Here is an 18,568-nt window from a genome sequence, read left to right on the forward strand (position 1 = left end):
TTGATAGTTGATCGTTTTCGGTAACTAGATTATTTTTGAATTGCTCCATAGCCCTGATGGAAACGGCATCCTTTTTTGTTTTTTTATTCCTAATGTCAATCAGAGATACAAGTCTTCTGAAAAACAAAAAAGATATAGTGGACAGCAGGTTCCCGGCTCCAAATTATAATTGATGATGGATCAGTGATAAATGATTTTGAGAATTGCTTGTGATTTAATCATTCATCACTTTTATCATTAATAATTAGAAATAACCTGCTTTTTTGCGGTCTTCCATTGCGGCTTCGGAGGTTCTGTCGTCGATTCGGGTTTCGCCTCTTTCGCTGGTTTTGGTGGTGATGATCTCGGCAATCACTTCTTCAAGATTGGCTGCGTTTGAAAGGACTGCGGCGGTACAAGTCATATCGCCAACGGTTCTGTAACGTACTTTTTCCGTGGTTACGACATCATTTTCTTCAAGATTTACGAACTCATTCATCGCGATGAACTGGCTGTCGAAATTGAGAACTTCTCTGTCGTGTGCAAAATAGATGGATGGCAGCTGGATATTTTCTTTCAGGATGTAATTCCAAACGTCGAGTTCTGTCCAGTTGCTGATCGGGAACACTCTTACCTGCTCGCCTTTGTGGATTTTTCCGTTATAAGTGTTCCAAAGTTCCGGGCGCTGAAGTTTCGGATCCCATTGTCCGAAATCATCACGAACGGAGAAAATTCTCTCCTTAGCTCTGGCTTTTTCTTCGTCCCGTCTACCGCCGCCGATGCAGCAGTCGAATTCGAATTCTTCGACGGTGTCGAGAAGTGTGAAAGTCTGAAGCGCATTTCTGCTTGGCAATTTGCCTTTTGGCTCGGTGAGTCCTTTTTCTTTGATGGTATCTTCAACTTTTCTTACGATGAGTTTTTCGCCAATCTTTTGTACTAACTGATCACGGTAATCCAGCACTTCCGGGAAGTTGTGACCTGTGTCGATGTGGACCAATGGAAATGGAAACTTGCCCGGGCGGAAAGCTTTGAGAGCCAGATGAACCAGCACAATGCTGTCCTTTCCGCCGCTGAAAAGCAGAGCCGGACGTTCAAACTGACCCGCAACTTCGCGAAAAATATGAATGGCTTCGGACTCTAACTGTTCCAGATAATCCAGATGATATTTTGACATTTAATTTTATTAAAATTGTTATTTATGAACGTGGAGCCCACATTCTTTTTTACTTGCATCTTCCCACCACCAGCGTCCAGCGCGGAAATCTTCGCCCGGCTGAATCGCTCTTGTACAAGGTGCGCAACCAATACTTACGAAACCTTTGTCGTGTAAAATGTTGTATGGAATCTGCTTTTCTTTGATGTAATTTTTGACGTCGTCTGTTGACCAGAATAATAAAGGATGGTACTTGATAATCTGGTTGGATTCGTCCCATTCCAATTGCTGCAGATCTTTTCTATCAGGCGAATGCTCTGCTCGCAGACCCGTGATCCATATTTTGTTACCTTTTAAAGCTCGTTTTAGAGGCTGAACTTTTCGGATGTTGCAGCAAGCTTTTCTATTGTCAACTGATGTGTAAAAAGAATCCGGGCCTTTTTCCTGAATGAAGGGTTCCAATTCATTTTGATCCGGATAATAGGCTTTGACATTCACTTTATATTTTGATCTTGTCAAATTCCAGGTATTGTACGTGTCTTCGAAAAGGCGACCTGTATCCAGTGTGAAAATTTTGATGTCAGAGTTCTTTACAAAATTGGTGATCACCTGATCTTCCATACTGAAACTTGTGGAAAAACATATTTCGTCTGGGAAAAGTCTTATCAAATACTGCAAAACATCATCAATCGATTCATTCTGAATATTATTATTAATAAGGTTTTGAAAGATTGATTTTAAATCTTCGCTCATTTTGTAAATCTTTACGCAGTGCAAAGTTAACGATTCAGATATATCTTACCAAATTAGTATAATATGATTAATTAGAAAAATTAGATTAATAAAATCTTTTCACATCTATTTCTGGATCCAATTCCATTTTATTTTCCAGATAATCAAACATCACTTTGGAAAAATAAGTTCCGTTGAGAACACCTCTCGCCCCAAGCCCGTTGAAAATATGTAAATTTTCAAACTCGTGATGTGTTCCTAAAATCGGTCTTCTGTCATCTACAGTTGCACGAAAAGCCGTTTTTATCTTTGTAACCGAAAAATCATTTTTATAAAAAGCTTTCAGTCCGTCTTCAAGTTCCTTCACAAATTCGGGATCGATGTTTTCTGACTGATCGAACCGGTCGTAGGTTCCTCCGTAATAATATCTTTTGTCAGAAAGTGAAAAGAGGAAATGTTTTTTCTTGATAATATAAGGATCAATTTCTCCATCAATGTTGACTTCCAAACAATGTCCTTTATTTGGCAGAACAGGAATTTCATTAAAGTAAGGATTGTCTTTGGTATGAATTCCCTCGCAGAAAACGATATTTTTAAATTGAAAATCTTTGTAAGCTGAAGCCTTAAAATCTATGGCGTTGTGATCAAAGGATTCATTGACCAAATTTTGATTAGCGTCAAAATGACGGAACATATCTTTGAAAAAATTCTCTACATCCAGTCTGCAGGAATTTTTGACAATTCCGGATTCGAGAGGATTCTCGACATTTTTCAGCCTGATAAAGTCAGTATCTAAAAATGGTTTTAATTCTTCTTTGTTAGAATTTTTGAGCCATTGTTTCTTTTCAGCTTCGTCGTGGAAAATTCTGGCGACGGGTTCCTGTATAATGTAATTTCTGTTGGTGTAAGATTCAATCTCCGAAAAAATGGTTTCGAGATAATCCATTTGGTCTTTTGACTTCCAAAATGTACTGAATCTCTTTAAAATAACCGGATTACAAACGCCAGCAGAAATGTGCGAACCAGAGATCTGATGACCATTAAAAATCACAAAAGATCTGTTGTTCTTCTGCAACTGGTGGGCAAGAAAAAAACCTGCAAATCCGCCTCCGACAATGATGTAATCTACTTGAGTCATAAAAATAAAAAACCTGAGTAAAGATACTCAGGTTTTTCTATTTGGTATATGAGAAATATTAGTAATTCCACAAATCATTTTCCATTTGAAGGATCTGCGCTTTGATTCTGTCGCTTTCGTCCAATTGTCCGTCTGCATCATCCGGGATATATTCATCGATGATACCACTTCCGCCTCTACCAAGACCATTGTCTGATTTGTAGATTACAGAAGAGAATCTTCTTTGGTTAAGAACGTCATCATAACTAATGTTAGAAGATGAATTCTTAGCATTGAATATATAGTTGGTTGTTAGAACCTGTCTAGCATCCGGATAATAGATCCAGAAAAGATCGATTAAATCTTCAGCGGCACCAGTTGCAGCCTCTACCGGCTGGCCAGCTTCTGCCAAAGCAGCAGCCTGAGAAGCTCTTAATTTAGCAGCATTAGGATCTTCTCCCATTGCAGCGATACCAAGCAATCTGTATCTAAGCTGAGTATCTCTCTTATCGACATACCACATTCCCATCAACTTAAGCGCTTTCACCTTTTCTGTTCCGGTCACAATTTTATCAACATTTGAAGAAATATCATTTCTGTTGATTTTGTACCAGCTACCGTCCAATTTTACAAGAACAGTTCCAGGAGCTATATTTACAGCTTTTGGTGCAGCTTTCTTAGTTGTTTTTTTCTTTTTGCCTTTTTTAGTAGTCGTTGTTTCTTCTACTGGAGCTTCTTCCGTTACTGGAGAAGAACCGTCATTGTACAAAAGAACATCTTCTAATCTGCTACCATAAAATGCTTTGATAGAGCTAATGTCTGTATCTGTAGAATTGATAGCAGAAGTGAAATACTTTTTAAGGCTATTTGCTGTTCCTTCTTCAATTTTATTTTCGTTCAGAGTCTGGGAAAAATAATCCGCCACCTGAACTGCAGATGTTGCAGAAACAATTTGCTCCGGTGTAAGTCTGGCAGTAAAATCATCACCTTGGTAAACTTCTTTAATTTTGCCGTTGTTCACAGCATCCAATAGAACCTGGTAAAGTGATTTGTTCTGAGAGACCAATCCGTCTGCATTATGGTAATAAGGCTGATTGATTTTGTCATTCATATCAATAATTTCCCATACAACCATACTTCTCAATATGTCTTTATCTTCGATAAAGCTGTATTTCAGCGGTGTTCCTATACTGTCTTTTTTAGCTTCTCTCTCTTCTCTGAATGTTTGGGGAGAGCTAGCATTAAGAATGCTGTTCTGACCAAAAACCATTGTTGAGGAAAGACAAATTAAACTATATATAATCTTTTTCATAATAAATATTGAATAGTAAAAAAATCAATCAAACTTTTAAAGTTCTTTTTAAAGTACGCTAATAATAACGTTACCGATATTTGGAAGAACTACTCCATTAAGTCCATTAGCTCTCGCCTGGATGTCAAAAATTGTAACTACATCTCCACTTCTAAGTCCTTTCGTAAGACTCTCAACTTGTCCCAAAGAACTTCCGTTGATTGGCATTACAGGTTTTCCGGAAACTTTAACTTTGAAACTTACAACATCAAATGTTACAGGGAAATCAAAGTCTGGCAAAGTAGCCGTAAGAGTTTGCTTAGAGATAGATGCAGCAGGCATTGGTACATAACTAGCACCTCTGATCTGACCTCTTGGCGGTGGGATATTTTTAATTCTGAAATCAAATCCTTGTGTAATCATTTTTCCACTTGGAGATTTTCCAGAGATTGTCAATTTTACAGTGCTTCCAGAGCCAGGAGTCACCATCCATTTTCCTTTGCCGCCGCTAACTGCTGCTCCTGCTGCAGATAGATTAGTAGCATTAAGATCTGCTCCTAAGATAGATCCGGAAACCGGGTTAGCCAAACCTCTGTACAAAACGTTCATTTTATCAGCTGCTAAAATTGCACCACTTTGCTCTTTCAATGCTTCTGCACCCGAAACTACGTTCAGTGTGTGAGCATAAGGAAGTGTATGAACTTTACCGTTTTTATCTGTAAATGAAATTTGTCCTTTTAATTCTTGTGCTCCTACAGTTCCTGTACCAGGTGTAATGATTCCTTGACCATTAACAACTTTAGCACCAGTAATGCTTAAGCCAGGAACAGAACTTGCAAAAGTACCGATTGCCACTTTGATCTCAGCCGGCTCACCCTTCATTACTGAACTAGGACCAGATACCAAAGCTTCGTAAGCATCAAACTTGATATCAGCATCCACTTTCTCCTGCAACATAGATGTCAATGCATCTGACTGGAGGTTTCTAGCTTCTGACTGAATCACCTCAAGATTTGAAAGTGCTGCAACCAACGGTTGGTTGTAGAATTTATACTGAGCCCAGCCTTTGTTTGCTCTTTTGTCTCCCTTTGGAAATTCTGCAACTAAATGTTTTGTAGCTCTTGTAGCTACATCTTTCAATTGTGCATTAGATCCAAAAGTTGAAATAATGTAGTTTCTTAGATCATCTACTTTAGTTTTAAGATCGTTTGACTGCTGTGATAAAACTTTCTCATCACCATCTTTAAAGAAAGTAGTTGTAGAAGGTTCTGTATTATTAAGCGCTGTAAAACTCTCTTCAACAGCAAGATCTGAATTATATTCAGCTTCTGAGCTCATTTTGTTTTTCAAGCCATCAATATATCCTACTAAATCATTTGTTTTAGCTTTCAATCCTTGATATTGCTGTAACATTGGACCGTAAATCTCCGGAGATGATACTGCTTTTGCTTTTAAAGTTGCTTCAAAAATTTTGTCATTCTTATTTTCAACCATCAATCTGGTATCTGTAAGTGACTGATTTGTATCTTTATATGATCTGATGATTTCCTGATCGATCTGCATCGCTAGCATCGCGATGAAAACCAAGTACATCAGGTTGATCATCTTCTGACGTGGTGTCTGTTTGCCTCCTGCCATTTTAATAAATTAAATTAATTGTTAAACAAAAATTAAAATGATAGTGATTAAGACTTCATTGCACTAAGCATACCACCATAAACTCTATTAAGATTATTTAGATTACCTGTTAGTCCTTGTAATTCTTCGTTAAATTTCTCAGAATGTGCTGCAGATTTTTGAATATCCTCAACATATTTTTTGCTGAATTCTGATTGTTTTTGTCCTTGCTCTAATTGAAGTGCATATAAAGCATTCATACTTTCCAAATGTGAAGCAGCCATATTAAGTTGCTCGTTGTATTTGTGAGTAGAAGCAGAAACGTCAACAGTTTGGTTAATTTGATCAACTGAAGATGAGAATTTATCAATTCCTCCTCTTAGTCTTTCGAACAAGTTAACATCAAGTTTTGCATCAGCCAACATTTTATCAAGTTTGTCAGACAATGAAACCTCTAATTCTTTGTTTTCAACTTTGGCAACAACTTTTCTTGGTTGTCTCTCAGCAGTTTCATCTAACAATTCAGGGTAAACATTTTCCCAAGCATAGCTTTCTTCTGACTTTGGTGGATCGAATGCGAAGAATAAGAAGATCAATGCTTCTGTAATCAAACCTGCTGCTAGAGCAACGTTACCTGTGATAGGACCTAAACTCCAGTGTGTCATTTTAAACAAAGCTCCCAAGATTACGATAGCTGCTCCGAACGAATACACAAAATTCGTGATTGAATCTTTAGTTTTAAACATCTTTTAAAAAAATTTTTAGTTAGTAATAGTTAGTTAATTATTTAGTTGTTCTTTTAAATTTGCCGGCTCCTGAAGGAATATCCTGGATTGTTCTGAATCCAATGAAACTTCTTGCAGAATCTTTTCTTTCCCAATCTCTGTATCCAGTCATTAGTAAATATCCTGCGTCTTTCCAAGATCCGCCTCTTACAGTTTTCTTCACTTCTCTGTAAGCCTGATTAGAAAGATTTGGATTTAAAGATGAAGAGAATTCGGAACTTGAATTGTTGTACGGTGATTCTGTCCATTCTGACACGTTACCTGCCATATCGTACAGACCATATCCGTTTTTAGTGAATTTCTTAACAGGACCTGTATAAGTATAGTTTCCTGTTTTTTCATCTTCTATATAGTTACCTCTTTTCGGTTTGAAGTTTGCAAGGTAGCAACCTCTGTCATCCTGCAAATATGGACCACCCCAAGGATAAGTAGCATTCTGAATACCACCTTTTGCAGCATATTCCCATTCTGCTTCTGTAGGAAGACGGAATCTCATTGATTTTTGTTTTTTCTTTTTAAGACTGCTATTGAAATCAGTTTTAAGTTTGGTTCTGAAATCACAAAATGCTCTGGCCTGATCCCAAGTCACTCCAACAACCGGATATTCCTTATAAGCCTGATGCCAGAAATACTGATCAAACAGTGGCTCATTGTACGCATAGCTGAAATCCTTAACCCAAACAGTTGTATCCGGATAGATTGCAATGCTTTCTTTTTTCAAATAGTTTGCACCTCTGTCTTTATCTTTAACGGCAGACATTACATCTTCCCACTGATAATTATATTTGATTTTTGACCAGTCAATAATTCTTTCGTTATTGATTCTCTTATCTGCCGGCAAGTACATTGATTCCAAAACTTCAGCATACTTTTCGTCTGGATAAGCAGAAGTGTTATAATACAAAGGAACTTTTTTATCTAATTTTTTAGATTCATCGTAGCCATCTCTGCCACCCTGAGCTTCTAAAAACTTTTGATAAGGTGTACCACCGTCTTCTCCAGTTTTCTTGGATGCATAAGCGTAATCAGCGATTGTACCGCCTTCGCCTTCACCACCGCCGCCTTCCCCGGCAGCTTCGGCCAGCAATCCTCTAGCGATAGAATCTCTAACTGCATTGATGAATAATCTATATTCTGCGTTAGTGATTTCGGTTTCATCCATAAAAAAGGAAGATACTGTTACGGTTTTAGGCATTGCTTTCTCGGGTGTGGCTGAGAAATCCTGATCTGCCAGACCCATTACAAATGAACCTCCTGGTATTGGAACCATTCCGTAAGGCCGTTCTGCAACGAATGATTTTGATGATCCTCTCGGAACTAGCTCTCCTTTCATACCTGGATTACCAGTGATACCTTTTGAAGATCCTCCTCCGGAACAAGAAATTATCACTGAAGCCGATAAAAATATAAGTAATGTCCTTTTCATCTATTTTAAAGAAATTAAGCGGTAAATATATAATTTTTTTTATGAATAATTATCAATTTTTATTCAAAACGTAATTTGTTAAAGAATATTTCACAAACGAGAAAATTATTCTACAGTTACGGATTTTGCAAGGTTTCTTGGCTGGTCTACATTAGCCCCTCTTTCAACTGCGATATAGTATGATAATAGCTGTAATGGTACTGATGCCAAGATTGGGGAGAAACACTCAGAAGTCTCAGGAATCTCAATAATATAATCTGCCATAGCAGCCACCTGAGTATCGCCTTTGTTAATAATAGCGATTACTTTTCCTTTTCTAGCTTTGATTTCCTGAACGTTGCTTACAATCTTATCATAATGTCCAATTTTTGGAGCAATGATTACGATCGGCATATTTTCATCGATCAATGCAATAGGTCCGTGTTTCATCTCAGCAGCCGGATAACCTTCTGCGTGGATATAAGAAATCTCTTTAAGCTTAAGAGCACCTTCCAATGCCGCAGGGAAGTTATAACCTCTACCTAAATACAGGAAGTTGGTAGCGTCTGCAAATTTCTTAGCAATGCCTTTCACGACATCATCTACAGAATTCAAAACATCTTCCACTTTTTTAGGAATGGCTTCTAATTCAGTAATCAATCTCATGAAATCGGCTTTACCTAAATTACCATTATGATTCCCTAATTTAATAGCAATCAAAGATAAAATTGTAAGCTGAGCCGTGAATGCTTTTGTAGATGCCACACCAATCTCTGGTCCAGCGTGTGTGTAAGCACCTGCATCGGTATATCTTGCGATCGAAGAATCTACAACATTACAGATTCCAAATACGAAAGCACCTTTTTCTTTAGCTAATTTGATAGCTGCCATTGTATCGGCCGTTTCTCCAGACTGGGAAATAGCGATGACGACATCTTTTGAACTGATGATTGGATTTCTGTATCTGAATTCTGAAGCATATTCTACTTCTACCGGAACTCTTGCAAATTCCTCAATTAAATATTCTCCTATAAGTCCTGCATGCCAAGAAGTTCCGCAAGCAATGATGATGATCCTTTCTGCATTCGTCAATCTTTCCAAATGATCCCAAATACCTGCCATCTTAATAATTCCTTCTTCAGCTAGCAATCTTCCTCTCATTGTGTCAAGGATAGATTTTGGCTGTTCGAAGATTTCTTTTAACATAAAATGCTCGTAACCGCCTTTTTCAATTTGCTCAAGATTTAGTCTTAATTCCTGAATTGCAGGTTCAATTTTGGTATTTTCTTTTATGGTTCTGATGTCGATACCATTTTCTAAAGAGATGCTTGCCATATGTCCTTCTTCAAGATACACTGCTTCCTTTGTAAATTCTACAAATGGAGAAGCATCAGAAGCTACGAAAAATTCGTTGTCTCCAATCCCTACAGCCAAAGGAGATCCCAGTCTTGCAACAACTAGTTCGCCAGGAAAATCCTCGTGCATTACAGAAACTGCGTAGGCTCCATATACTTCATTTAATGCATATCTTACTGCTTCAGGAAATTCCAAAGTTGGCTCTTTATCCATAAAATACTGGATAAGATTAACTAATACCTCTGTATCAGTTTCAGATTTAAAATCAAAATCTTTATTGATCAACATGGTTTTGATCGTATCATAATTTTCAATGATACCGTTATGAACCAATGCTATTTTTCCATTATTAGAAACATGGGGATGCGAATTATTATCGCTAGGAACACCATGTGTAGCCCATCTTGTGTGACCCATCCCTATCTTGGATGTGCTTTTTAATGCTTTAGAAATAGCAACAAGATCATCAACTTTACCCTTTGTTTTTTTAACTTCAAATTCTCCTGCATCAGTTTCTAAAACAACGCCAGCACTGTCGTATCCACGATATTCCAAACGACGCAGTCCATTGATAACAATTTCATATGCATCTCTAAAACCTGTATAACCTACGATTCCACACATATATTAGTAGCTTTATTTTTTATTTTTTTGTATATATTATTCTTAGTTGGGCTGCCTTAGAGCCTTTTACCACCTCATTTCCTACCGTACTAAGATCAGTTCCTTTTAGAAGGATACGGTAAGGTGCATATGCTCTATTATTATATTGCTGTCCTAATAGAAGTCCGGTAGAAGTATCGCTTAAATAACTTCCCACATTGATGATAAAATCTTCATTTTTAGCATATGGATCATAGCTTTCATTCTCAATAAGTGTCTTAAGTGAAGCTGTAATTCCAATATCATAATAGGCATCTTTGGTTGACAAATTTGCTATTCTCACTAACGAATATCCGGCACTTGACAAAGTTGTCATATCCGGCAGAAATCCTGCTGAAAATCTCTCTTTCACAAGAAGACTCATTGGTTTCTGGTAAGCATTACTCCAACTAGCATCGCTATCATCATTATAAAGTCTGATTTTTGCCGAAACAATTCCGATTTTATTGTTTTTATACTCGGTTCTCAAGTCTTCTAATGTTTTAGCAGGAATTCTGATCCCGACGCTGGCACCGCCCATTCCTTGAAGATATAGCTTTTCAGCATAATTGGACGTTTGAACCGTTAAAGGATTAGTATTTTTTATATTATTAAAATCAGCAATTTTAACAGCACTGTTCATTGCGCTATTATACTGAGTGCCAGCTCTGGCATAATTAATTTGACTAAGATGAACATTTCCAGAACCTACATTCAATGTTGTTTCTGCTTTTGTACGGGTAACAGTTCCGTTGGTCTCCGTTACGTCATTCTTATAGTAAATTGTAATCGCTGCATCATTAGGTGCCATTGAGAATAAGTAACCATCATTTTGCTCAACGGAAATACTGATTCCCTTGAAGTATCTGATGAATGATGCTGCATCTTTAAGAACCTGATCTCCTTGTTTCGCTATGATTTTGTTTTGAAAAAAATTCTTATCCAAATCTATTCTTAAGCCAACCGCTCTGTTCAACAATTCCGTAGCATCAGAATCTTTAGTAATTACGACTGAGTTTACAGATCCGCTAAAAGGTTTCGATCCTATTTCTGCACCCAAAGCAACTGCCTTATTAGACAGCAGTGAATCTGAAGTTCCGCCTAAAAAGTCATTAACTTCATTAATTTTGATAGTAAGTGGTGTTTTCTGACCACCCATTTTTGCTTTACCATATTTATTTACCGGATAGTTTGTTACAACTTTCTTTGCTGGAACGGCACCATCAGGATAGGTATAATCTTCTGTAGTCGTTGTCTTGACTGAATCTGAAGCAGTTTGATACTTTGGTTTCAAAGTTAAAACAACCGAGTCAATGACAGGATTTTTTCCAAAATCAGGATTGTAGGCATTCAGACGAACCTGTGTAATGTACGAAACTTTCTGCCCTCCGAACACTTGCTCACTAAAAGCTCCTATTCTAACACTATCCAATTTTGAAGCATCAGCCCGGATTACATCATTATTGTCTACATTATAAGCAATAAGACCGTAAGCCTTGTCCACACCATCAGATGCATTTCCAGATACCAACTGAGATCCCAGATCATCAATTTCCCCTTCACAAGAATTCAAAACTACCATTCCCATTACCAAAAACGGGATCATCTTCATCAAAGTTTTTATTTTTATCATCTTAAAAAATAGTAATTAATAAACGGTTGCTATGGAATCAGCATTCAAATATTCTGATTTCTCAGCTTCTGCTTTTCCATAAGCTTCCTCCAATTTTTCCTCCAGGAATTCATTTCCTTTTACAATGACATCTACATACTGCATACTGTCATTCACAAAACCTAGAAAGCTTGGGTTATTTAACGATTCCAAATCCGAAATATTATCAAATGCCAATATTTCTTTCGTATTACCGTTCAACTCAATATCGTCTTCGTTGTAAACAGAAAGTACAATTTTGGTATCATTGAAATAGGTATCGTCTTTATAGTAAGTCTTCAGATAAATAGGTATTAATGAAGACATCCAGCCATTCAAGTGGATCACATCCGGTACCCAGTTTAGTTTTTTGATTGTCTCAATAACGCCTCGTGCAAAGAAAACGGCTCTTTCATTATTATCTTCAAAAGCTTTTCCCTCGTCATCGTGGTAATATTGTTTTCTTTTGAAGTACTCTTCGTTGTCAATAAAATAAACCTGCAGACGCTCGCCTGGTAAAGAGGCAACCTTAATAATCAAAGGCTGGTCCAGATCATTAATAATAATATTCATCCCAGACAATCTGATAACTTCGTGAAGCTGGAATTTTCTCTCACTTATTTGTCCGAATCTAGGCATAAAAACCCTGACATCGTTACCACTTCCGTGCATTTTCAGCGCCATTTTGTGTACCAAACTTCCCATATTAGTATCTTCTTGGTAAGGGAACATTTCTGTAGTAACGTATAAAATCTTTTGATTAGGCATAAAATTTACTTTAGATGAAGGTATAAAATCTTCATTTTGCAAAATTACAAAAAATTAAATCAAATTATTTATTTTCATTAATATTAATATTTATAATCAATAATCATTAATTATCAACAAGTTACAGACTCGAAAATGTTAATTTTATATGATAATAATGAGATAATTAATGATTCAATATCACAAACCAACATTATTAATATAAGTTTCAAAGAATTAAGCTTAAAATTCTAAATTAATAATTATAAATACTGTATGATCTTAGAAATTGCAAAAACGATTATCTTTGATTCATAAAATATTGAACAAATGCAGGTCTTCTACGACAAAAATTCTTTTACAGAATATATAAAATCACAAAAACATCAACACAAAACAATTGGATTTGCACCAACAATGGGCGCATTGCACGCTGGTCACATCTCATTATATCAGGAAGCTAAAAAAGATAACGACATCGTTGTTTCCTCAATATTCGTGAATCCAACCCAATTCAATAATCCTGAGGATCTGGAAAAATATCCAAGGACTATGGAAGATGATATTAGGAAATTGGAAGATTCAAATCTGGTAGATGCAGTTTACATTCCAAGCATTGAAGATATCTATCCAAACGGAATGGAAAGACAGCACTATGATTTTGGAGGAATTGAGAACGAAATGGAAGGCGCCGCAAGACCGGGACATTTTGACGGCGTTGGAACTGTAGTGGAAGAATTGTTTTTGCAAGTTCAGCCCGACAACGCTTATTTTGGAGAAAAAGATTTTCAACAGCTTAAAATCATCGAAAAACTGGTAGAAGTTTCGAATTTGAAAATCAAAATCCACGGTGTGAAAATCCATCGGGAAGAAAACGGACTTGCGATGAGTTCCCGAAATATGCGTCTTTCTGAAATAGAAAAAGAAACCTCAGCACTTATTTATAAAACTTTGAAAAAAGTAAATGATTGGTTCAAGGTCATCTCTGTTCCTGAAATTAAATCGAGAGTCGAAGAGATTTTTGACAGAGATGATATGGAACTTGAATATTTCCTTATTGCCGATGAAGAAACTTTGAAAGAAGTAGATTTTTTTTCCGAGGATAAAGACTTCCGTACTTTCATCGTGGTGAATGTTGGCAATGTTAGATTAATTGACAATCTTCATTTGGATTAAATAAATATTTGGACAAAAAAAAGGAACTTCTTTATACAAGAAGTTCCTACACCAAATCACAAAATATTAATATGAAAAAAATTTACTTGCGTAAATTGTGACCCGGCTGGGATTCGAACCCAGGACCCATACATTAAAAGTGTATTGCTCTACCAGCTGAGCTACCGAGTCGGCCACTTTAATTAATATTTCTACTAATTAAAATTGTTTTTGATTTCGAAAAATATTAGAAAATGAATTCCTCAATTTTTCATCCTTAATTTTTGCAGTGCCTGCGACTGGACTCGAACCAGCACATCCTTAGGAAACCACCCCCTCAAGATGGCGTGTCTACCAATTTCACCACGCAGGCAAAAAAAAACCGTATCGCTACGGATTTTTTGCTTGTGACCCGGCTGGGATTCGAACCCAGGACCCATACATTAAAAGTGTATTGCTCTACCAGCTGAGCTACCGAGTCGGCCACATTTAAAATCTCAATATTACTATTTCGTTTTAAAGTGGTGCAAAGATAGGCGTTTTTTTAAAATCTCAAAATTTTTTTCGAACTTTGTTTAAAATAAAATTATGATAATTTCGCTGTTGGGCTATATGGGTAGTGGTAAATCTCACATTTCCAAAAACTTGAGCCAGAAAATAAATTTCAAATTAATTGACCTCGATCATCAGATTTCTGAAGAACATCAGCTCTCTATTCCCGAAATCTTCGAAAAGAGAGGCGAAATCTATTTCCGGAAGGAAGAAAAAAGAATTTTGGAAGAACTTTTGAACAGTGAGGAAAATCTGGTTTTAAGTCTTGGCGGCGGAACGCCCGTTTACTATGAAAACATGAATATCATTAATGAAAAATCAAAAAGTTTTTTTCTGAGAGCCTCAGTCAATACACTTACCAATCGTATTTTGCTGCAAAAGAACTCACGCCCTTTGATTTCAAAACTAGAAGATTCGGACATTCCCGAGTTCATTGCAAAACATCTTTTCGAGCGCAATCCTTACTATTCAAAAGCCCATTTCACCATTGATACGGATTCCAAAAATGCTGTTGAAGTTTCTGACGAGATCACAACATTATTGCAAATCTAGTCTTCATCATCATTGATTTCCTTGAAAAATGTATCCCAATCATCGCTTTCCATATCAGTCGGCGTCTCATCATCAACATAATCATCCATATCTCGACGGTCCTTTTTGGTAGGTCTTCCGATACCTTTTTGGCGGTAATAATCCTGAGATTCTTTCCTCATTTTCAGAATTTCGTATTGATCTTTTTCCGTCATATCCACAACATACAAAGGAACTAGCTTGGCGCCTACTCTGCTTTTCGGAATATCCAAAACTTTTATTTTGTATTCAATCTGATTTTTTCTGATCTTGATAACATCTCCGGCTTTGACCTCTTTGGAGGCTTTCACAGGATTTTCTCCAATGCTGACTCTATTCTTTTTTATATCTTCTGTAGCGATAGTTCTTGTCTTATAAAATCTTACACTCCACAAATATTTATCTATTCTCATAATTTTTTATACTTTTGTCACGTTAAATTAATCGCAATTTAAGATTAAATAAAAAAATGAAGAAAATACTTTTAGGAATTGCTCTTTCCGTTGTTGTACTGCAAGGATGTAAGAAAGATGATGATGATGATGTTGTGGATGAAACCGTAGTACTCACCGTAGACGAACAAAATGCCTATGACGATGCTGCTGCAATTGAATACATGGAAACACATTATTTTGACACAAAGGGAAATGTTGTGGCATTTGACAGCACAATCACCACTGATGACAACTTTCCAAAGCTATCATCATACAATCCGGTAAAACTTCCGTCTGGTGTCATATACATTTTACGCCCTGGAACAGCACAGCCGGATCCCGGAACTGCTGTAAACCCGACAGATGTGATCAACATTATGCAGGTGACAAAAATGTACGTTTCTGCCAAAGTTAATGACAAAATTGTTTTCGGCAGTGAAGGAACTTTTGCCAATACAGTTTCTGGAGATGGGATTCCGGTAAAGGATCCAGGCTATTTCTACGTAAAGAAATCTGTTTTGGATAAATTCAACAAAGACAACAATACGACATTCGATAGAAGCTTTTTCGAAATTGAAGGATTACAGGAAGGTTTAAAATATTTCAAAGCATTTAATCTGGATGATTCTGCGGATTACAATATGCAAGGTGTTATCATCGTACCTTCCCGAGCTGGTTTTGCGAGAGATACCAATTATTACAGTCTTATAAACAGAAGTTTTGTTTTTAACTTTCAACTTTATAAAACAAAGACCAGAAACTTGGAGACAGAAAATTAATCACCATTTTCAACAAATAAAAAAGCGGAATATTGTAAAATATTCCGCTTTTTTGTTTTTATAATTTTAAATATCTAAATCTTCGCCAGGAAATCTTCAAACTGTTTTTCTTGAATGGAAACACTTCCATCTTCCAAAATTTTATCAAGAACAATAGTTTCTGTTTGATTGATGGAATTCTCGTCGAATGCTTTCGAAACTCTCACATAATTTTCCGTGAAGCCAAACATCAATCCATTTTTATTTTCGTGTTCCCAAAGAACGCTCAGCTTTCTTCCCAATTGGCTTCTGTAGAATTCCATTTTCTTTTTTTCGGAAAGTATTCTCAGCATTTTATTTCGGCGTTTTCTTTCAGGGATTGGAACTGCGCCAAGCATTTCTGCAGCTTCCGTATTTTCTCTCTCAGAATAAGTGAAAACGTGAAGATAACTGATTGGCAAATCATTCAGGAAGTTATACGTTTCCATAAATAATTCTTCTGTCTCACCAGGAAATCCAACGATGACATCCACGCCAATGGCAGCTTCCGGCATTACTTCACGGATTTTATTAACTCGATTGTAATATAAATTCGTCAAATAACGACGTTTCATTTTTTTCAATAATTCATCGCTTCCAGATTGTAATGGAATGTGAAAATGCGGTACAAAACTTCTGCTTTTGGAAACCAATTCTATGCTTTCGTCTTTGAGAAGATTTGGTTCGATGGAAGAAATTCTGATTCTTTCGATGCCTTCCACTTTATCTAATTCCGAAATCAAATCAAGGAAAGTATGTTCGTGCTTTTTGTTTCCAAATTCTCCCTTTCCGTAATCGCCAATATTGACGCCGGTCAAAACGATTTCTTTAATATCTCTCGCCGCAATTTCTTTGGCATTTGCAACGACGTTCTCAATAGTATCGGAACGTGAAATCCCTCTGGCTAAAGGAATCGTGCAATATGTACATTTATAATCACAACCGTCCTGAACCTTCAAAAAAGCTCTCGTTCTGTCACCAATTGAATAGGAACCCACAAAAAAATCAGCTTCATCAATCTCACAGGAATGAATCTCTGCACGACTTTCAGACTTCTCCAAATCATCCAGATAACTGAGAATATTGAATTTCTCTTTCGCTCCCAAAACCAAATCTACACCGGTAATTGAAGAGATTTCTTCCGGCTTCAACTGTGCGTAACAACCGATAATGGCAACCAATCCATCTGGATTCGCTTTCGCAGCACGCTTGACGTGAAGTTTACATTCCTTATCAGCATTTTCGGTAACTGAGCAAGTATTGATGATATACACTTTCGCAGGCTCATCAAAATTGACTTTTTGATAACCTGCATCTGTTAAAGTTCGGGCAATGGTGGACGTTTCTGCAAAATTCAGTTTGCAGCCAAGTGTATGAAAAGCAACGGTTTTCGGTTGAGAAATGACATTCGACATAAGTCTGCAAAGTTATTAATAAAATCCAAATCATTCCAAATGAAGAATTTTTCAGAAATTTCATTTTAAAACATAAAAAAATCCGGCAATTAAACCGAATTCATATTATTTGGATTTCTTTTCTTTCGGGACTTTCAATCCTTTTTCTCTGGCTTCGGAGATTCCTATTGCAACCGCTTGCTTTTTGCTGGTTACTTTCTCACCAGAACTGGATTTCAATTTCCCCTCTTTGAATTCTTGCATCACTTTACCAACTTTCTCCTGAGCTTTCTCCGAATATTTTTTAGTAGTTGCCATCTTTTCAAATTTTGATTTTAAATATTTATTCTGACTTTGGAACGCTAACGGCCAATTCATATACTTTCGTATGCATCAGATATTTTGAACGTTCTCGTGAAGTAATATTTTCAATTTCTCCTTTGAACAAAACTATTACCGCATCCTCTTTGATTTGCCAATCGGCATCTGAGAAGTATTTTTCATCGGGACTTTTGTCCGTGATTTCGGTTTGTCTCTCTTTTAATTTATCAGCAACTTCCTGAAAACCTTCATCTGAAGAATGGATGATTTTGTAATCCGGGCCAGCAAACGCTTTGTAATATTTATTTTCAGCAATTAGGTTTTGAGAATCGTCCTCAACCGGATTGTCATTTCCATCAAGGAAACCAACTTCTACCAATTTTCCATTTCGTTCTGTTGCAAACTGTCTCGCCTCGCCAACAGATTTGAAACCTGTGTAGACATTGCTATTATCAAACTCGTATTTATTTAGTCTTTCGACGATATTTTCCGTTTCCATAATTTATTCTTTTGTGATTAATTTTTATTAATGATGCCTAACCCCGCGCTTGTGATAGGTCACATTTCTGTTGTTCGGATTTTGGTCATTGAACTGAACATTTCTGGCAATACGCGCATCGATTTTATTATTTGCATCATCTAAATGTTTCGGTGTTTCGAAATGCAATTTCTTTCCATTTTTGAAAATTTCGCCTTCCGCACTTCGGTACATTTCATTTTTCAGATATTTGTTGCCGTCCGGCGCCATAAACTTGTTATTTTCCTTCTGCTTTCTCTTTCTCAATTGATTTAAAAGAATCAATGCGCCACCTGCAGCAAATCCCAACGCAACTTTTATCGTATTTTTCATATAACTTATTTTAAAGTTTA

At 36.6% G+C, this 18,568-nt stretch carries 18 protein-coding genes and 3 tRNA genes; 3 read left to right on the forward strand and 18 right to left on the reverse strand.

The annotated features are described in order from the left end of the window. Positions 1-244 precede the first annotated feature (244 nt). The 10 genes from cysD to LUD75_RS02820 form a co-directional block, all read right to left on the reverse strand. Entirely contained in the window at positions 245-1,153 is a 909-nt protein-coding gene (cysD, locus tag LUD75_RS02775; protein ID WP_232704180.1) for a sulfate adenylyltransferase subunit CysD, read from the reverse strand. An 18-nt stretch (positions 1,154-1,171) separates the two neighbouring features. Further along, entirely contained in the window at positions 1,172-1,885 is a 714-nt protein-coding gene (locus LUD75_RS02780; RefSeq protein ID WP_232704181.1) for a phosphoadenylyl-sulfate reductase, read from the reverse strand. Between the two features lie 85 nt (positions 1,886-1,970). After that, complete coding sequence (locus LUD75_RS02785; RefSeq protein ID WP_232704182.1) at positions 1,971-3,002, reverse strand: FAD-dependent oxidoreductase; 1,032 nt, start codon at positions 3,000-3,002, stop codon at positions 1,971-1,973. Positions 3,003-3,060: 58 nt separating this feature from the next. Beyond that, complete coding sequence (gene gldN / locus LUD75_RS02790) at positions 3,061-4,293, reverse strand: gliding motility protein GldN (RefSeq protein WP_232704183.1); 1,233 nt, start codon at positions 4,291-4,293, stop codon at positions 3,061-3,063. Between the two features lie 48 nt (positions 4,294-4,341). Then, complete coding sequence (gldM, locus tag LUD75_RS02795) at positions 4,342-5,910, reverse strand: gliding motility protein GldM (protein WP_232704184.1); 1,569 nt, start codon at positions 5,908-5,910, stop codon at positions 4,342-4,344. A gap of 47 nt (positions 5,911-5,957) precedes the next feature. Further along, on the reverse strand, positions 5,958-6,635 hold the full coding sequence (gldL, locus tag LUD75_RS02800) for a gliding motility protein GldL (protein ID WP_232704185.1): 678 nt from the start codon (positions 6,633-6,635) through the stop codon (positions 5,958-5,960). Positions 6,636-6,672: 37 nt separating this feature from the next. Next, positions 6,673-8,100, reverse strand: a complete 1,428-nt coding sequence (gldK, locus tag LUD75_RS02805; protein ID WP_232704186.1) for a gliding motility lipoprotein GldK — start codon at positions 8,098-8,100, stop codon at positions 6,673-6,675. 105 nt (positions 8,101-8,205) lie between these two features. Next, complete coding sequence (gene glmS, locus LUD75_RS02810) at positions 8,206-10,059, reverse strand: glutamine--fructose-6-phosphate transaminase (isomerizing) (protein ID WP_232704187.1); 1,854 nt, start codon at positions 10,057-10,059, stop codon at positions 8,206-8,208. Positions 10,060-10,078: 19 nt separating this feature from the next. Further along, positions 10,079-11,710: a DUF4270 domain-containing protein gene (locus LUD75_RS02815; protein ID WP_232704188.1), complete on the reverse strand. Its 1,632-nt coding sequence runs from the start codon at positions 11,708-11,710 to the stop codon at positions 10,079-10,081. A gap of 15 nt (positions 11,711-11,725) precedes the next feature. Then, entirely contained in the window at positions 11,726-12,496 is a 771-nt protein-coding gene (locus tag LUD75_RS02820) for a glycogen/starch synthase (RefSeq protein ID WP_232704189.1), read from the reverse strand. A 309-nt stretch (positions 12,497-12,805) separates the two neighbouring features. On the opposite strand from LUD75_RS02820, the gene panC reads away from it, so the two are divergent. Beyond that, positions 12,806-13,651, forward strand: coding sequence for a pantoate--beta-alanine ligase (gene panC / locus LUD75_RS02825; protein ID WP_232704190.1), 846 nt, complete (start codon positions 12,806-12,808; stop codon positions 13,649-13,651). Between the two features lie 98 nt (positions 13,652-13,749). On the opposite strand, the gene LUD75_RS02830 is transcribed toward panC, so the two are convergent. The 3 genes from LUD75_RS02830 to LUD75_RS02840 form a co-directional block, all read right to left on the reverse strand. Further along, positions 13,750-13,822 (reverse strand) — tRNA-Lys (locus LUD75_RS02830). A 98-nt stretch (positions 13,823-13,920) separates the two neighbouring features. Continuing rightward, positions 13,921-14,003: transfer RNA gene (locus LUD75_RS02835), tRNA-Leu, on the reverse strand. 35 nt (positions 14,004-14,038) lie between these two features. Continuing rightward, positions 14,039-14,111 (reverse strand) — tRNA-Lys (locus LUD75_RS02840). Positions 14,112-14,218: 107 nt separating this feature from the next. Between LUD75_RS02840 and LUD75_RS02845 the strand changes: the two genes are divergently transcribed. Further along, a complete protein-coding gene (locus LUD75_RS02845; protein ID WP_232704191.1) occupies positions 14,219-14,734 on the forward strand; it encodes a shikimate kinase in 516 nt (171 codons plus the stop codon). Here the strand turns inward: LUD75_RS02845 and LUD75_RS02850 are convergent. Beyond that, positions 14,731-15,165: an RNA-binding S4 domain-containing protein gene (locus tag LUD75_RS02850; RefSeq protein WP_232704192.1), complete on the reverse strand. Its 435-nt coding sequence runs from the start codon at positions 15,163-15,165 to the stop codon at positions 14,731-14,733. The two genes, LUD75_RS02845 and LUD75_RS02850, sit on opposite strands and share 4 nt — an antisense overlap. Positions 15,166-15,221: 56 nt before the next feature. Between LUD75_RS02850 and LUD75_RS02855 the strand changes: the two genes are divergently transcribed. Next, positions 15,222-15,965: a hypothetical protein gene (locus tag LUD75_RS02855; protein ID WP_232704193.1), complete on the forward strand. Its 744-nt coding sequence runs from the start codon at positions 15,222-15,224 to the stop codon at positions 15,963-15,965. 74 nt (positions 15,966-16,039) lie between these two features. On the opposite strand, the gene mtaB is transcribed toward LUD75_RS02855, so the two are convergent. The 4 genes from mtaB to LUD75_RS02875 form a co-directional block, all read right to left on the reverse strand. After that, complete coding sequence (gene mtaB / locus LUD75_RS02860) at positions 16,040-17,398, reverse strand: tRNA (N(6)-L-threonylcarbamoyladenosine(37)-C(2))-methylthiotransferase MtaB (protein ID WP_232704194.1); 1,359 nt, start codon at positions 17,396-17,398, stop codon at positions 16,040-16,042. A gap of 105 nt (positions 17,399-17,503) precedes the next feature. Continuing rightward, positions 17,504-17,695 carry a DUF6496 domain-containing protein gene (locus LUD75_RS02865; protein ID WP_232704195.1) on the reverse strand — a complete coding sequence of 64 codons (192 nt, stop codon included), beginning with the start codon at positions 17,693-17,695 and terminating at the stop codon, positions 17,504-17,506. 25 nt (positions 17,696-17,720) lie between these two features. Continuing rightward, positions 17,721-18,197 (reverse strand): hypothetical protein, encoded by a 477-nt coding sequence (locus LUD75_RS02870; protein ID WP_034976774.1) that lies wholly within the window; start codon positions 18,195-18,197, stop codon positions 17,721-17,723. A 27-nt stretch (positions 18,198-18,224) separates the two neighbouring features. Further along, positions 18,225-18,548: a hypothetical protein gene (locus tag LUD75_RS02875; RefSeq protein WP_232704196.1), complete on the reverse strand. Its 324-nt coding sequence runs from the start codon at positions 18,546-18,548 to the stop codon at positions 18,225-18,227. Positions 18,549-18,568: the final 20 nt, after the last annotated feature.

Origin of the sequence: Epilithonimonas sp. JDS (assembly GCF_021261315.1) — a bacterium.
Taxonomy (GTDB): Bacteria; Bacteroidota; Bacteroidia; order Flavobacteriales; family Weeksellaceae; genus Epilithonimonas.

What these genes read in the sequence shown, in the direction of transcription:
- cysD (WP_232704180.1), bottom strand. Translation starts at nt 1,153, where the DNA reads ATGTCAAAATATCATCTGGATTATCTGGAACAGTTAGAGTCCGAAGCC.
- LUD75_RS02780 (WP_232704181.1), bottom strand. Translation starts at nt 1,885, where the DNA reads ATGAGCGAAGATTTAAAATCAATCTTTCAAAACCTTATTAATAATAAT.
- LUD75_RS02785 (WP_232704182.1), bottom strand. Translation starts at nt 3,002, where the DNA reads ATGACTCAAGTAGATTACATCATTGTCGGAGGCGGATTTGCAGGTTTT.
- gldN (WP_232704183.1), bottom strand. Translation starts at nt 4,293, where the DNA reads ATGAAAAAGATTATATATAGTTTAATTTGTCTTTCCTCAACAATGGTT.
- gldM (WP_232704184.1), bottom strand. Translation starts at nt 5,910, where the DNA reads ATGGCAGGAGGCAAACAGACACCACGTCAGAAGATGATCAACCTGATG.
- gldL (WP_232704185.1), bottom strand. Translation starts at nt 6,635, where the DNA reads ATGTTTAAAACTAAAGATTCAATCACGAATTTTGTGTATTCGTTCGGA.
- gldK (WP_232704186.1), bottom strand. Translation starts at nt 8,100, where the DNA reads ATGAAAAGGACATTACTTATATTTTTATCGGCTTCAGTGATAATTTCT.
- glmS (WP_232704187.1), bottom strand. Translation starts at nt 10,059, where the DNA reads ATGTGTGGAATCGTAGGTTATACAGGTTTTAGAGATGCATATGAAATT.
- LUD75_RS02815 (WP_232704188.1), bottom strand. Translation starts at nt 11,710, where the DNA reads ATGATAAAAATAAAAACTTTGATGAAGATGATCCCGTTTTTGGTAATG.
- LUD75_RS02820 (WP_232704189.1), bottom strand. Translation starts at nt 12,496, where the DNA reads ATGCCTAATCAAAAGATTTTATACGTTACTACAGAAATGTTCCCTTAC.
- panC (WP_232704190.1), top strand. Translation starts at nt 12,806, where the DNA reads ATGCAGGTCTTCTACGACAAAAATTCTTTTACAGAATATATAAAATCA.
- LUD75_RS02845 (WP_232704191.1), top strand. Translation starts at nt 14,219, where the DNA reads ATGATAATTTCGCTGTTGGGCTATATGGGTAGTGGTAAATCTCACATT.
- LUD75_RS02850 (WP_232704192.1), bottom strand. Translation starts at nt 15,165, where the DNA reads ATGAGAATAGATAAATATTTGTGGAGTGTAAGATTTTATAAGACAAGA.
- LUD75_RS02855 (WP_232704193.1), top strand. Translation starts at nt 15,222, where the DNA reads ATGAAGAAAATACTTTTAGGAATTGCTCTTTCCGTTGTTGTACTGCAA.
- mtaB (WP_232704194.1), bottom strand. Translation starts at nt 17,398, where the DNA reads ATGTCGAATGTCATTTCTCAACCGAAAACCGTTGCTTTTCATACACTT.
- LUD75_RS02865 (WP_232704195.1), bottom strand. Translation starts at nt 17,695, where the DNA reads ATGGCAACTACTAAAAAATATTCGGAGAAAGCTCAGGAGAAAGTTGGT.
- LUD75_RS02870 (WP_034976774.1), bottom strand. Translation starts at nt 18,197, where the DNA reads ATGGAAACGGAAAATATCGTCGAAAGACTAAATAAATACGAGTTTGAT.
- LUD75_RS02875 (WP_232704196.1), bottom strand. Translation starts at nt 18,548, where the DNA reads ATGAAAAATACGATAAAAGTTGCGTTGGGATTTGCTGCAGGTGGCGCA.